Consider the following 14,438-nt stretch of genomic DNA (forward strand, 5'->3'; position numbering starts at 1 on the left):
ATCAATTCAGCTTCAAGATCGAAGCATTATCAACAAAAGTAGCTGTATTAAAAAGCATCAATACATCCTTGATCTCATTCTGAGCCATATACTCACTGATACTTCCGTTATAATAACGAATGTCGATCACGTGGATTTCCGGTACATGCTGAGTCAGGAAAGGGATCACACTATGTGCATAAGAGTCTTTGATGACAAGCAGCTTCTCCTGTTTGACCACTTTAGGATCAAGCTGGCTTGTGATTTTCATGAGAGCATGAACGCCGCCAAGGAAATAAGAATACTTATCTTTTTTCGCCAGATAGCTTGGATCGTACATACTTGATAAAGTCTCATTAGTATCCACAATGTGCATCTTGGTGGATACATCATGAACAGGCTTATACATTTGAATGGAATCTGGCGCCACTCCGTTAAATTGACTCCGCGTATGGTAGCTTCCAAGGAACGAATCGCTTACCGTCTCAATCTCGAATTCGCTCTGGGACAGAGGTTGCCATCCCATACTTTTAGCATAAGCTACGTAAGCCAAATAAGCACCGTAGGTTGTCCAGTGATGATCGGTCCGATAATAAATGGGCTCTGCGGCATGTGGAGCAAGAACATCAAATCCATTAATAAAAGTTAAACTATCCCCTACATCCTTAGCAATCGTTTGATTCACCTCGGCTTGCGAATATACGGGTGCTAGCCAGGGCAGACGTTCGTTGTACAAGCCTACCGATGTCGGCGCAAGCAGAAAGGTCATTTTGGCTGCTGCATTTTTATCGGCAAAACGTTTCACAGCCGCTGCATATTGCTGAACCTTATTGTGATCAGGTGCCTCGAATTTTTCGAATAAGTAGCCATCTTTCCCCTTATAAATTCCGTTATTCTCTTGCTGCAACCTCATTTGCTCCACTGCCGATTTCACCCATACCCATTTGGCTCGAAAAGGGAAGTGATCGGTTACGAAGCTTTCCGCCTCTTCCGCGTAGGTGTGGGATAATAAATTGTCCCATGTCAGTTGGGGAGCGCTTTGCAAATATCGGTTTTCTAGCTCAGAGAAACGTTGAACTGGCAATAAGAAAAAGGTTATACCCACCAGAAACAGCGTCGCGACAAATCCCGCCACTAGTATTCGATCCGTCCTCTGCTTCATAAACAATCACCCCCTAGAATCGGAAATATAAGAATGGGTTAAAGGTAGCATCCACTAAATAAGCGACAGATAGGAAGAACAGCATGCCATACCAAACTAGAGAAGGAATCGATCTATCATCCATACGCTTGGAGAGTTTCAAAGGAACGGATGCTAAAGTTAGTACCACAAGTAGAATCGCGTTTGTGTATGTAAAGTATAAAGTAGTGGTATTCCACAATGGCTGACCGTTAAAGCCAAGCATCGCTTGCAAGTAACTAAGCACCAATGGAAGTTCTTCAAAGGCGAACAAGACCCATCCGATGAGAATAAGCACAATAGCATAGAGATGCCTAACCCATTGCGGTAGGCGGCTCAGTAGCTTTAAACCCCACCATTTTTCGAAGATAAGAATAATCCCAAAGTATAATCCCCAGAGTAGAAAATTCCAGCTTGCTCCGTGCCAGATTCCCGTCAACAGCCAGACAATGAGGATATTGCGCACCTGAATGCCTAAACCCCGGCGGTTGCCTCCAAGCGGGATATATACGTAGTCACGAAACCAACTGCTAAGGGAAATATGCCATCTCCGCCAGAAGTCGGTAATGCTCTGTGAAATATAAGGTTTGTTGAAGTTCTCGTTAAAGCGGAAGCCGAACATAAGTCCGAGGCCAATCGCCATATCCGAATATCCACTGAAATCAAAATAGATCTGAAAAGCAAATGCAATAATGCCAATCCAAGCGGTTAAAGCAGGCATGGAATCTAGATTGGAGCTGGAAACGGTGTGCCAAAGCAAACCGATGTTATTGGCAAGCAGCACTTTTTTGGCTAGTCCGATAATGAATCTTCGCACACCCGCTGCGAACATGGAGATATCCACCGAACGCGCTCGTAATTGTTCTGCAATGGTGTTGTATTGAACGATAGGCCCGGCTACTAATTGTGGGAACAAGGCTACAAACGTACCGAAATCAATCCAATTCCGCTGTGCTTTAGCAGTTCCTCTGTAAACGTCAATGATGTAGGACATGGATTGAAAAGTATAGAACGAAATCCCAATAGGTAGTGGTAAATCAGTTAATGGGATATGAGTACCGAGGAGTTCGTTTACATTTTGGATGAGAAAATCTGCATATTTGAAATACGACAATAAGCCCAGGTTAATAACCATAGAGCTAACCACAATCCACTTGCGCTGTACCATAGTCAGCTTTGGTCTACTAAGAAGTAGACCAAAGCCGTAATCCGTAATGGTGGACAGCAACATAATTACAATGTAGACCGGTTCGCCCCAAGCATAAAACACCAGACTGCTTAAGAACAATATGAGGTTTTTGATTCGCCTAGGCGAAACATAGTAGAGTGCAAGGACAGCCGGCAGAAACAGGAATAGAAAGAGTAGGCTGCTGAATACCATCGCTAGTTATTTTTTAGTAAACAAGGTATCAAATTCAGTCACCAGCTGATCAGCACTCTCCGAAATCACGAATAAGATGTAATTTCCTTTTGTGACCAGCTTATAATTTTGGGCGTTCTCATACTGATCCGGAAGGTATTGTTCGAATTGCTTTTGAATATCGGTCGCACGCTCTTTGACGGCGGTTTCGACCGTAGAGATATCTTTTGCATCTTTAACTTTTAAAATGGCAATTTCGTTACTTTTCACATTCATCATTGGCATTCTAATGCTATAATCTTCAAGTAATGATGGAGCTAGATGGTACAGCTGAGCCACCATATCTTCTTCAACTTCCATTAATGAAGGCTGTTCCACTTTTGCGAGCATCTCGTCGATCATTTCTTTCGGCGTCAGATTGGTTTCAACAACGGCTTCATTGTTACCACTGGAACAGGCGCTAAGCACTACACTTAATACAATAGTTAACGCTAGAATGAAGGTATGTTTTTTCAATTAGGTCACTCTCCTTGGTGTGTTTGATCTATATTTCTCTAGTTAACTAACGTAAAGAGCCTATAGAATGTTGCGGGACACTATCTTTCGAATACTTTACCCCAATTTAGTGGAAATATGTTCGAAGAAAAAGGTCATGCAAAGATCTTCCTCTCTTAGCTTGCGCAATGGTTGGTTATACTGTTAATGTTAGATAGATAGTTTTGAATAGAAGGGGATTGAACGGAATGATCGAAGAACTGAACAATAATGGACTACCGGAGAATTACGAGGAATTAAAGAAAGCTGCCAACCGCTCTGCGGATTGGAGAGCCCGTCTAGAAGCTGTTGAAGAACTGGGACAGACTAACCACAAACAAATTATCGATATCCTGACGCGTTTAATGGAGAGCGATCCTGTATATACAGTTCAAGAAGCAGCTTACCTTAAACTAAAGGCATTCGGCGAAGATGTTAAAGCACCGTCCAAGAATAAACCGGAGCTAGTAAAAGGCGTATCCAAAATACTCCTGAGAATCAAGAAGAGCTTGCCAAGAGATCATTCGTACGAAGATTTCAAAGAGAAGCTGAAGAAGATGAGAATCGACGTGTACGATATTTACGAAGGCGAAAAGGGCGCTGACTTTGACGCTTGGCTGATGAAGATGTGGAATTCCTCGAACAAGTAAAGGATGACAACATGCAAATTAACAAATTAATTGAACAATTTCAAGAATACCTTAAGCTTTCCGCTGAATTACGTCCTGACTATATTGCAAGCTTAGGCCAAGGTGATAATGAAGCGAAGATTACGTCGGTTTTCCCGGAAACCCCTGCACTGCTGAAGGCCATTTATAACACGGTTTCAGGCACAAGCAGTGAGGAAGAAGAACCAAGTCTAATCGAATTTATTCCAGGGTATCGTCTAATTCATATTAATGAATATGAAGCAGAGATGAAGATTTTAGCTGGAATATTGGAGGAAAAAGGCCATCAAGTGGATGGAGTTATCTTGCCGATCTTAACGAACTACGGCAGCGACTTCATTTGTTACTATAAATCTGCAGATGGTGTGGAGCGCGTATGTGACCTGCTGCATGATTTTGGGGATCTCATTGTGATGTATGAATCACCTGAAAAGTTCCTGGAGACTTTATGTGAGTTCTACAAGCAGGAGGTTTATTTCCTGGATGAAGAGGGTTACCTCGATTGCGATTTAGTAAAAGAGGGCGAAGTAGGTGCAGCTCTGAACCCGGATGCGAAATATTGGTCTGAGTAACAAGCTGGTACCCTATAAAGAAGAGCAGCAGTCCTATTACGGACCAGCTGCTCTTTGTTTATTCAATATCTACTGTTATGTTACTCCTGCGCGGCACGTTTCTCCTGCTCACGAAGCTCTACTCTCCGTATTTTTCCGGAGGTCGTCTTCGGAAGATCTGGAATGAACTCGATTTTGCGTGGATATTTATAAGGTGCGGTCCACTCTTTAACATGGGATTGCAGCTCCTTCACAAGCTCTGGAGAAGCGGCGGTCTCATCTTTTAGTACAATAAAAGCTTTAACGATATGCCCGCGGATTTCATCCGGACTTGCAACGACTGCGCATTCCTTAACCGAAGCATGTTTCATAAGGGCTTCTTCTACTTCGAAAGGACCTATGGTGTAACCCGAGCTAATGATAATGTCATCTCCACGGCCCTCGAACCAGAAATAACCCTCTTCATCTTTCCGTGCCCGGTCACCAGTTATGAAGAACTCGCCGTGAGTAGAGCTTTCTTTTCTGCCGGGGTCTTTGTAATAGGTATGGAATAACGCTGGCATGCTTAAGTGCACTGCGATGTCTCCAACAACTCCAGCAGGTAACGGAATGCCGTCCTCATCTACCACTTCAACTAGACCCGGAGCAATAGATTTACCCATAGAACCTATTCGAATTGGAGTATCTTTGAGAGTACCGATTATAAGCGTACTTTCTGTTTGACCGTAACCATCACGAATCGTGATATTGAATTCACGCTGGAAGGTGTTGATGACCTCTTGATTCAAAGGCTCTCCAGCGGAAACCGCGCAGCGAAGGCGGGACAAGTCATACTGATTGAGATTTTCTAATTTGGCCATCAAGCGATATTCGGTTGGCGTACAGCATAATACCTCGATGTTATGATCTTGTAGCAGCTGCAAATATTTTTTGGGATGAAAAGATCCGCTATATACAAAACCGGTCGCCCCGTTGCCAAGGACGGTTAGGAAGGGGCTCCAGATCCACTTCTGCCAGCCCGGTGCTGCTGTTGCCCAAACGGTGTCAGTTTCTTTGATATCGAGCCATTGAGGCGATGTGATACGTAAGTGAGCATAACCCCAGCCATGACTGTGAACGACTGCTTTAGGGTTGCCAGTGGTTCCAGAGGTATAGGCCAAGATCGCCATATCGTCCCGGTGGCTTTCGACTGCTGTGAATTTATCGGACTGATCAATCATTAGGCCTTCAAGATCTAGCCATCCATGACCGAGCTCTTCAGGGTCGCCGGATACGGAAAGACGGTAATCCAGAGCAGGCAGATCGTCCGAGATTTTATTAACTTCATCAGTGACCTCGGACCAGGCAATAACAGCTCTGGCTTCGGAATGCCGCAGACGATAGGATAAATCCTTTGCGCGAAGCATTTCTGATGAAGGGATAATGGCAAGTCCTAGCTTCAGACATGCTAAATAGATGACATAAGCGATGATTCGACGGGGAACCATTACAAGAACACGATCCCCTTGCTGAAGGCCGAGTGCTGCGAGCCCTCCGGCAAGCTGGTTAGCTTGCTTGCGAAGATCTCCGTAAGTGATCTCCTCGTAGTCTCCTTGTTCATTCAACCACTTAAGCGCAATCTTTTCCGGAGTATGGCGTTCCATTTCCGAAGTGAGATTGTAGTACTCAGGTGCGATCCACTGCTGATTATCCAATATGAACCTCTCCTATATAAAACAAGATGTGTATAACGGTTATGCTTAGTATAGCACGTTATCCTAGTACCAGGTACTAGTACCTTGATGCTTAAATTTGATATCATAGGGTTTAGAAGGTTAAGATAACTTGTGTAAATATAAATCCAGAAAGTGAGAACTATGTTATGAATCACACAACTTTTGATGAAATATTCGCTATTATGGAAGCCTCTTTTCCTACCTCCGAGATCAGAACCTATGAGGGACAACAGGAGTTATTGGATGTTCCACATTACCGATTGATTACCGAAGTGAATGCTGAGGGGAAAATCATTGCTTTTATAGCTTGCTGGGAGTTTCCAGGATTTCGATTTGTAGAACATATTGCAGTGGACCCAAGTATAAGAGGTGGGGGCATTGGTAAAAAGCTGATGGAAGAATATATCCGTCAGTCGGGCAAGCCTGTGCTTCTTGAAGTAGAGCCGCCACTGGGTGAAATGGAACAACGGAGAATTGGCTTTTATGAGCGACTGGGCTTCCATTTGAATCCTTATGCGTATGTGCAGCCCCCTCTGCGTGAAGGAAATGCGGATTTACCGCTTCAAATCATGACTTACCCTAACCCTGTCGATGAGGAAGAATTCGATCTTTATCGAGAAATTTTATATACAGAAGTGTATAAGGTTACAACACCGTATCAAGGCTAATCTCTAACAGCAATCCATACGATCCTTTTTAGGATAAGTGGGTTGCTGTTTTTATTTTATATAAATGATTGATTTCATGATTTTTTTCTTTACAAAATGGGTACAAGTTAGAAACAACTTAGAGACATAATCTTATTTCGTTTGAGCTAAAGTAAGAACAAAGATTGAACTTCTAAGGAGGATTTACTTATGAAAAATAAAAAAATACTTATAGCAACAATGGTATTTGGGATGGCAGTCACAGGATCAGCTGGTGTGTACGCGGGCACTAAACTTCAGAAAATCACGGCATACCTCAATCACAGCATTGGATTTAAGGTGAATGGCACAGCTTATACACCAGTAGATAATAAAGGAAACTCATTAGCGCCAATTACTTATAACAATACAACCTATCTTCCTGTACGTGCGATTGCTGATGTGATGAAGGTGCCAGTGACCTTTGATGCGGTGAACAATCAGGTTATTCTTGGCACAGGAGGTTCGGTGACAGACACTATTTCTCCTGTACAATACAGCAGCACTCAAAAAGAAGAGATTGTGAAAGCCTTCGCCAATTTCCAAGGTTTCGAAACAGCCTATGCACCTACTCAAATGGTGAGCGGAGACGCATTTCAAAAAGTAGTGGGTTCAGATGATGGTGTGAACTTTCTGTTTAAGCAGATGAAGGTGAACATTTCTCCTCGTGATTACGCTTACGAATATAAAGGTGAAACCGTAAAGCTCTCTAACGGAACCGAAGCTAAATGGTACAGCCCATCCAGTGACTCGTTGTTCTTGACCTATAAACTGGATGATCGTTTTGTTACGATTAGTTCCCCGAATAAAACACTGAGTAAGACACAATTAGAAAAAGTAGCAGTGAATGTAGTGAAATGGACGAAATAAGCCCTCATTAGCACCTATCTTTGTGCCTTAAAAAGTAAAGCAGCAAGTCTCCCATTTTGGAGAGGCTTGCTGCTTTTTTTGTCGTGTTGGGAGCCAATGATTTAAACACTTTTACTTACTGTGCTGTTTATTTGGCAGCTTTTGACTTGGTGTACTTTTACCGTGATTTTCTTTATTCTTTTCAGCTTTCTTTTGGGTGTCATGTACTTTTTCTACAAAAGCATGAGTATCGTCCATGTTTATCCTCCTTGATTGGCAACCTTGCCGTTACTGTAACCACTTTTGTATAAATACATGCATTGATGTACTTTACAAACTTCTATGTTTATAAAGACATTGCGAAAATATTTAATAGTTACTATAAATGGATGCAAGCATTTCATAGAACAGTAAGGGAGACTGATTATGAACAGGTTATTTAAACAAGCTGTATCCATGACCTTAGCTTTCGTTATGGTACTGGGAATTACATTCACAGGAATACCAGCTTATGCTGAAGACAGCAATGGGGATGCTGGACTACTGCAATTACAATCGCTAGAGCCTGTTACATTATTGGCAGGGAATTCTACGTGGAAGTATCTAGATCACGGAACAGATCAAGGAACGGTATGGCGGTCCGTGTACGACGATTCAACATGGGCGTCTGGCCAAGCACCGCTTGGGTATAAAGATAATGGAACCGGAGTCAGCAGCAAGCAATTTGGTGCTCTGAACACAAATATAAGCTACGGTTCTAATAAGAGTTTGAAATATCGTACTTCTTACTTCCGTACAAACGTAACGGTGAATAAGGAAGAGATTGCGAAATCCGATAAAATCTTGGGTAATTTCGCATTTGATGACGGAGCAGTACTATATTTGAACGGTAAAGAAATCTACCGTGAGGCTATGCCAGCGGGCGAAATTAATTTTCAAACAAAAAGTTCAACTAACTTAAGTGATCCAAACGAATATACTAAGGTAGACCTTACCGAAGTAGTAAAGGCTAACTTGAAGGACGGAAGTAATGAGCTTTCAGCTGAGGTGCATCAGTCGAGTGATGGTAGCTCTGACCTCTATTGGGATATGAACCTGATTGCTTATCCGGTAGTAGAACCTGGTGTTGGTAAGCCTGAGTCCATCGCACTGACTTTTAACGGAAACCCTCAGACTAGTATGGGATTCAACTGGTATGCACCTGAGAGTGTGACGGGTACCAAACTTGAAGTAGTAGAAGCTTCTAAATTAGTGGACGGTCAGTTCCCGGTAGGTGCTCAAACTTACGAAGGAACATCGGTTACAACAAGCGTGTATATGACAAAAGCGGATAAGTCAGCTAAAAAATCAGTTGTACTGACTAGCCATAAGGTCATTGCTGATCATTTGCAGCCGGGAACGGAGTATGCTTACCGTGCTGGGGATGGACAAGCTGACAATTGGAGTGACATCGGAACGTTTACAACAGAAAGCTCCAGTAATCAGGCATTTAAGTTCTTATATACAACGGACTCTCAAGGAACAACTGAAGGTGATTTTGATATTTGGAATCATACCCTTCAAGAGGGATTGGCTAAATTCCCGACAAGTGAATTCATTCTGAATTCCGGTGATTTGGTAGACAACGGTGATATTGAGGAGCAATGGGGATGGTTCTTCAATAAACCAAAGGATATTCTAGCAAATATTCCATTGGTTCCACTGGTAGGTAATCATGAAAGTAAGAGTTATAGCAATTACACAACTCATTTTAATTTACCTAATGTCTCGAATACGGGCGCAAAACCAGACGGCTCTGTATATTCTTTTGACTACGGTTCAGCACACTTTATGGTTATTAATACAGAATACTATGGTGCTAGTTCGAATCTTGAGAATAACGAAATTTACAATAAACAAGTAGAGTGGCTGCGCAGTGAAGCTGCGAAAAGCGATCAGAAGTGGAAAGTTGTGCTCTTGCATAAATCGCCTTATTCTGTTGCCAGTCACACAAATGATACAGATGTACTCTATTACAGAGCTAATTTGACAAAGGTATTTGATGAGCTTGGTATTGACATGGTTATCGGAGGACATGACCACACCTATACTAGAAGCTATCAAATGTACAACAATCAGCCGTTGACGGATATTAAGCCGGATACAAACGGAGTGGTAAATGATCCTAAAGGTACGCTATACCTGATTACAAATGCAGCGGGCAATAAAAAATATAATGTCGGCGCAGGTCCGTTTCCTTTTGCCGCTAAATACGAGCAGCCTGGTAAGGAAATGTTCACAGGAATGACTGTAACGAATAATGAATTTTCATACGAAGCCTACACCACGACAACTGGTGGAACTACCGACTTGTATGATAAATACAGCATTCATAAATCTGACGTAGCTGTTAAACCTGTGCAAAATGCAAAAGCTACTGTAGCAGATGGCGGTAAAATCACGTTAACTTGGGATGCGCCTGCATCTGGCGCACCAGTGTCAGGATATCGCATTTATGAGCAAAATGATCTGGTATCTGCAAACTGGACGGTCAGTGTTCCTAATACGGAAGGTCAAACTTCTTACAGTTACACTGTAGAAAATACTAATCCGAACCAAACCTATCAATTTGTTATCAAAGCTGTAAGTGACAGAACCAATTCAGAAGCTAAAATTGCTTCTACCGATTCTATCAAAAAAGTTACCGTTACCTTTAACGGCGACCCAGTGAGTGCAAAAGGATTCACATGGTACACAGCGTTGAAATCTGCAGGAAGCGACCTGCAGGTAGTAGAGAACACGGGTGTTACTCCAGACTTTATAAAAGCAGCTGAGTTTACAGGCCGTTCTGCTGTTTCCAGAAATTCAAAGGATGAATTAGTTCATAAAGCTGAAGCTTCTGGCCTTAAGGCTGATACGAAATACTACTTCCGTGTAGGTGATAAAGCACTAGGGTTGTGGAGTGCAGTGGGAACTTTCGAAACGGCTGCTAAGACAGGTGCATTTACTTTCATCGACCTGGCGGACACACAAGCTAAGACGGAAGATGAGGCTATTCTTTCTGGAGAAACGATGGCAAAAGCACTTACGACATTCCCGGATGCTGAGTTTGTGGCGATTAACGGAGATATCGTAGATACTGGAACCAATGAATCACAATGGAATTGGTTGCTTGGCCATTCACAGGAAACCTTGCTCAATACGACTATTGTTCCAGTTGCGGGAAACCATGAGGATAAAGCGAATGCCTTCTATGAGCACTACAATATTAAGGAAGCCGCAGGCTCACCAACAGAAACGGGAGCATACTATTCCTATGATTACAGCAATGCGCACTTTGTAGTCTTGAACACGAATGAAAATTCGGATGAATATGCTAACTTCAGCAAAGCACAGTTGGATTGGATGAAGGCCGATGTAAAAGCAGCGAAGGCTGCTGGGGCGAAGTGGATTATCGTCGCTATGCATAAAGGACCATACACAACCTCTAACCACGCTACTGACAAAGATATTATGGGTGCTAATGGAGAAAGAGCGAAGGTCGCTCCAATGATGGCTGAACTGGGCATTGACTTGGTTCTTCAAGGCCACGACCATATTTATGCACGGACGAAGCCAATCAAGGCTGACGGAACTGCAGCAGACACAGTGAAGATCAAGGAAAGCTTTAATGGTCAAACTGTGGAGTACACAGTAAACCCAGATGGAACGATCTATCTGATTCCAGCTACAGCAGGAGCAAAGGTTTACTACAAGAACATGAAACCTGAGTTGGGAGATGCGTATTATAATCTCTTTGAAGTAGCCAATGAGAATACAGCTGCTAAATACGGAGCGGACCCAAGTGATGCTACGCGTCCAATGCGCGGTCAAGTTCAGACCTTTGTGGGTATCACTGTAGATGCAGGGAAGCTGACAGCTGTATCTTATGAGATTGATCAGAATGTTAATGAGGCTAAACCATATGTTCTTGAAGAGTTCGGTATTGTTAAGGGCGATGAGAATGGTGGAGTTACACCGACACCAACGCCAACAACAGAGCCGACAACAGCACCAACAACAGCACCAACAACAGCACCAACAACAGCGCCATCAACAACGACACCAACAACAAAACCGACAGCAACACCAACACTAACAGTAGCGCCAACAGCTACACCAGCACCGACAACGGCACCTTCACCAACTGCAACGCCACCTTCACCAACTGCAACGCCAGTTAACAAGCCAACTTTAACGGATACTAGCAATCACTGGGCTGCAGCAGTTATTGAGAAAGCAGTAGCAACTGGCTTCGTTAGCGGGTATCCGGATGATACTTTCCGTCCGAATCAGAAAGTAAATCGGGTTGAATTTATCACAATGCTGGCACGTGCATTACAATTGCCGGACAGTGGTGACACATCAAGCTTTAAAGATGCTGCGAAGATTCCAGCATGGGCTAAGTCTTTTGTAGCACAGGCTGTATCTCTGCAAATTATCAGTGGCTATGATGATGGGACATTCCGTCCTACACAGGAGCTAACACGTACAGAGTTAGCAGTTATGGTTGTTCGTGCTCTTGGTATTACAGTAGATCCGAAAGCGACATTAACCTTCAATGATGCTAAGGATGTACCAGCATGGGCTGTGCCGTATATTGCAGCAGCAGCGAAATCAGGCCTTGTGAATGGTGTAGGGCAGAATAAATTTGCACCTAACCAGAAGGCAACAAGAGCAGAGGCTGTTACCATAATCCTTGCATTATTAGAAAAAGGGCAGAAATAATCTAGTAACAGGGTGAAAAGAACTTAAGCTCAGTAAGTATTGAACAAAGGGGTCTCAGCATATCGGCTGGGGCTCTTTTGTGTTTCAATAACTTTTTACAAATAACACTTGCAATGAATCTCTATACATGATATATTCTAAGTCCGGCCAAGAAATACACATGCCGAGCTCGAAAAAGAAGTTAAAAAAAGAGCTTGACATTAAATAGCCGAACATGATATAGTATAAGAGTTGCTGCTGAGACATTAAATGGCGACAACGAGAACTTGATCTTTGAAAACTGAACAACGAGTGAGTAGGAAATCACGAAAGTGAAATCCAAAAAAAGAGAATTAATTTTCTCGTCAGATGTTTCAAAATGAGCATATCGCTCTTTTCAATACTAATTGGAGAGTTTGATCCTGGCTCAGGACGAACGCTGGCGGCGTGCCTAATACATGCAAGTCGAGCGGAGTTATTTTGAAAGCTTGCTTTCAAAATAACTTAGCGGCGGACGGGTGAGTAACACGTAGGCAACCTGCCCCTTAGACTGGGATAACTACCGGAAACGGTAGCTAATACCGGATAATTTCTTTCTTCTCCTGAAGAAAGAATGAAAGACGGAGCAATCTGTCACTGAGGGATGGGCCTGCGGCGCATTAGCTAGTTGGTGGGGTAACGGCCCACCAAGGCGACGATGCGTAGCCGACCTGAGAGGGTGAACGGCCACACTGGGACTGAGACACGGCCCAGACTCCTACGGGAGGCAGCAGTAGGGAATCTTCCGCAATGGACGAAAGTCTGACGGAGCAACGCCGCGTGAGTGATGAAGGTTTTCGGATCGTAAAGCTCTGTTGCCAGGGAAGAACGTCCGGTAGAGTAACTGCTATCGGAGTGACGGTACCTGAGAAGAAAGCCCCGGCTAACTACGTGCCAGCAGCCGCGGTAATACGTAGGGGGCAAGCGTTGTCCGGAATTATTGGGCGTAAAGCGCGCGCAGGCGGTCATTTAAGTCTGGTGTTTAAACCTTGGGCTCAACCTGAGGTCGCACTGGAAACTGGGTGACTTGAGTACAGAAGAGGAAAGTGGAATTCCACGTGTAGCGGTGAAATGCGTAGATATGTGGAGGAACACCAGTGGCGAAGGCGACTTTCTGGGCTGTAACTGACGCTGAGGCGCGAAAGCGTGGGGAGCAAACAGGATTAGATACCCTGGTAGTCCACGCCGTAAACGATGAGTGCTAGGTGTTAGGGGTTTCGATACCCTTGGTGCCGAAGTTAACACAGTAAGCACTCCGCCTGGGGAGTACGGTCGCAAGACTGAAACTCAAAGGAATTGACGGGGACCCGCACAAGCAGTGGAGTATGTGGTTTAATTCGAAGCAACGCGAAGAACCTTACCAGGTCTTGACATCCCTCTGAATCCACTAGAGATAGTGGCGGCCTTCGGGACAGAGGAGACAGGTGGTGCATGGTTGTCGTCAGCTCGTGTCGTGAGATGTTGGGTTAAGTCCCGCAACGAGCGCAACCCTTAACTTTAGTTGCCAGCAAGTAATGTTGGGCACTCTAGAGTGACTGCCGGTGACAAACCGGAGGAAGGTGGGGATGACGTCAAATCATCATGCCCCTTATGACCTGGGCTACACACGTACTACAATGGCCGGTACAACGGGAAGCGAAGCCGCGAGGTGAAGCCAATCCCATCAAAGCCGGTCTCAGTTCGGATTGCAGGCTGCAACTCGCCTGCATGAAGTCGGAATTGCTAGTAATCGCGGATCAGCATGCCGCGGTGAATACGTTCCCGGGTCTTGTACACACCGCCCGTCACACCACGAGAGTTTACAACACCCGAAGTCGGTGGGGTAACCCGCAAGGGAGCCAGCCGCCGAAGGTGGGGTAGATGATTGGGGTGAAGTCGTAACAAGGTAGCCGTATCGGAAGGTGCGGCTGGATCACCTCCTTTCTATGGAGAATCGTTTCCTGCAATGGAGACATTCAAATCGGAAGTTAAACTTCCACAATCTCAGGTTTAGGCCTGTTACTCACTCGTTGCTCAGTTTTGAGAGTTTAAGCTCTCAAGTAAGACTTGATCCTTGAAAACTGGATACCGAAACGAATTTGCGTTTTAGAACATCTTTTAGCAACTTGTGCAAACAAGTAAATGTTATTAGTGAGATTTTTCTTAGGAAAAA

10 protein-coding genes and 1 rRNA gene are annotated in these 14,438 nt (G+C 44.0%); 6 read left to right on the forward strand and 5 right to left on the reverse strand.

Going from position 1 to position 14,438, the window contains the following annotated elements:
* Position 1: 1 nt before the first annotated feature.
* Genes ACN6KS_RS04145 through ACN6KS_RS04155 form a run of 3 tightly spaced genes read right to left on the reverse strand, consistent with a single transcriptional unit; the run spans position 2 to position 3,035 of the window.
* Positions 2-1,141, reverse strand: coding sequence for a DHHW family protein (locus ACN6KS_RS04145; protein ID WP_094874623.1), 1,140 nt, complete (start codon positions 1,139-1,141; stop codon positions 2-4).
* Between the two features lie 13 nt (positions 1,142-1,154).
* Positions 1,155-2,540 (reverse strand): MBOAT family O-acyltransferase, encoded by a 1,386-nt coding sequence (locus tag ACN6KS_RS04150; RefSeq protein WP_440961427.1) that lies wholly within the window; start codon positions 2,538-2,540, stop codon positions 1,155-1,157.
* A gap of 6 nt (positions 2,541-2,546) precedes the next feature.
* Positions 2,547-3,035, reverse strand: coding sequence for a DUF4358 domain-containing protein (locus ACN6KS_RS04155; RefSeq protein WP_094874621.1), 489 nt, complete (start codon positions 3,033-3,035; stop codon positions 2,547-2,549).
* A gap of 227 nt (positions 3,036-3,262) precedes the next feature.
* Here ACN6KS_RS04155 and ACN6KS_RS04160 point away from each other — a divergent pair, with 227 nt between their 5' ends.
* Positions 3,263-3,703 carry a HEAT repeat domain-containing protein gene (locus ACN6KS_RS04160; RefSeq protein WP_042184977.1) on the forward strand — a complete coding sequence of 147 codons (441 nt, stop codon included), beginning with the start codon at positions 3,263-3,265 and terminating at the stop codon, positions 3,701-3,703.
* Positions 3,704-3,714: 11 nt separating this feature from the next.
* On the forward strand, positions 3,715-4,293 hold the full coding sequence (locus ACN6KS_RS04165) for a hypothetical protein (protein ID WP_094874620.1): 579 nt from the start codon (positions 3,715-3,717) through the stop codon (positions 4,291-4,293).
* 80 nt (positions 4,294-4,373) lie between these two features.
* Here the strand turns inward: ACN6KS_RS04165 and mbcS are convergent, their stop codons facing one another.
* Positions 4,374-5,969, reverse strand: a complete 1,596-nt coding sequence (gene mbcS / locus ACN6KS_RS04170) for an acyl-CoA synthetase MbcS (protein ID WP_094878792.1) — start codon at positions 5,967-5,969, stop codon at positions 4,374-4,376.
* Positions 5,970-6,133: 164 nt separating this feature from the next.
* Here mbcS and ACN6KS_RS04175 point away from each other — a divergent pair, with 164 nt between their 5' ends.
* Both ACN6KS_RS04175 and ACN6KS_RS04180 read left to right on the forward strand, forming a co-directional pair.
* Positions 6,134-6,655: a GNAT family N-acetyltransferase gene (locus tag ACN6KS_RS04175; RefSeq protein WP_440961428.1), complete on the forward strand. Its 522-nt coding sequence runs from the start codon at positions 6,134-6,136 to the stop codon at positions 6,653-6,655.
* Between the two features lie 189 nt (positions 6,656-6,844).
* The gene (locus ACN6KS_RS04180; protein ID WP_440961429.1) at positions 6,845-7,543 is read left to right on the forward strand and encodes a hypothetical protein; all 699 of its coding nucleotides are present in this window, start codon (positions 6,845-6,847) and stop codon (positions 7,541-7,543) included.
* Between the two features lie 111 nt (positions 7,544-7,654).
* Here the strand turns inward: ACN6KS_RS04180 and ACN6KS_RS04185 are convergent, their stop codons facing one another.
* Positions 7,655-7,780 (reverse strand): DUF4023 domain-containing protein, encoded by a 126-nt coding sequence (locus ACN6KS_RS04185; protein ID WP_052404154.1) that lies wholly within the window; start codon positions 7,778-7,780, stop codon positions 7,655-7,657.
* Between the two features lie 168 nt (positions 7,781-7,948).
* On the opposite strand from ACN6KS_RS04185, the gene ACN6KS_RS04190 reads away from it, so the two are divergent.
* Both ACN6KS_RS04190 and ACN6KS_RS04195 read left to right on the forward strand, forming a co-directional pair.
* Entirely contained in the window at positions 7,949-12,268 is a 4,320-nt protein-coding gene (locus ACN6KS_RS04190) for an S-layer homology domain-containing protein (protein ID WP_440961430.1), read from the forward strand.
* A 383-nt stretch (positions 12,269-12,651) separates the two neighbouring features.
* Positions 12,652-14,209: ribosomal RNA gene (locus tag ACN6KS_RS04195) — 16S ribosomal RNA — on the forward strand.
* The last annotated feature ends 229 nt before the right edge of the window (positions 14,210-14,438 follow it).

Source organism: Paenibacillus nitricinens (assembly GCF_052056485.1).
GTDB classification, from domain to species: domain Bacteria; phylum Bacillota; class Bacilli; order Paenibacillales; family Paenibacillaceae; genus Paenibacillus_AQ; species Paenibacillus_AQ nitricinens.

What these genes read in the sequence shown, in the direction of transcription:
- ACN6KS_RS04150 (WP_440961427.1), bottom strand. Translation starts at nt 2,540, where the DNA reads ATGGTATTCAGCAGCCTACTCTTTCTATTCCTGTTTCTGCCGGCTGTC.
- ACN6KS_RS04190 (WP_440961430.1), top strand. Translation starts at nt 7,949, where the DNA reads ATGAACAGGTTATTTAAACAAGCTGTATCCATGACCTTAGCTTTCGTT.
- ACN6KS_RS04180 (WP_440961429.1), top strand. Translation starts at nt 6,845, where the DNA reads ATGAAAAATAAAAAAATACTTATAGCAACAATGGTATTTGGGATGGCA.
- ACN6KS_RS04175 (WP_440961428.1), top strand. Translation starts at nt 6,134, where the DNA reads ATGAATCACACAACTTTTGATGAAATATTCGCTATTATGGAAGCCTCT.
- ACN6KS_RS04160 (WP_042184977.1), top strand. Translation starts at nt 3,263, where the DNA reads ATGATCGAAGAACTGAACAATAATGGACTACCGGAGAATTACGAGGAA.
- ACN6KS_RS04145 (WP_094874623.1), bottom strand. Translation starts at nt 1,141, where the DNA reads ATGAAGCAGAGGACGGATCGAATACTAGTGGCGGGATTTGTCGCGACG.
- ACN6KS_RS04165 (WP_094874620.1), top strand. Translation starts at nt 3,715, where the DNA reads ATGCAAATTAACAAATTAATTGAACAATTTCAAGAATACCTTAAGCTT.
- ACN6KS_RS04185 (WP_052404154.1), bottom strand. Translation starts at nt 7,780, where the DNA reads ATGGACGATACTCATGCTTTTGTAGAAAAAGTACATGACACCCAAAAG.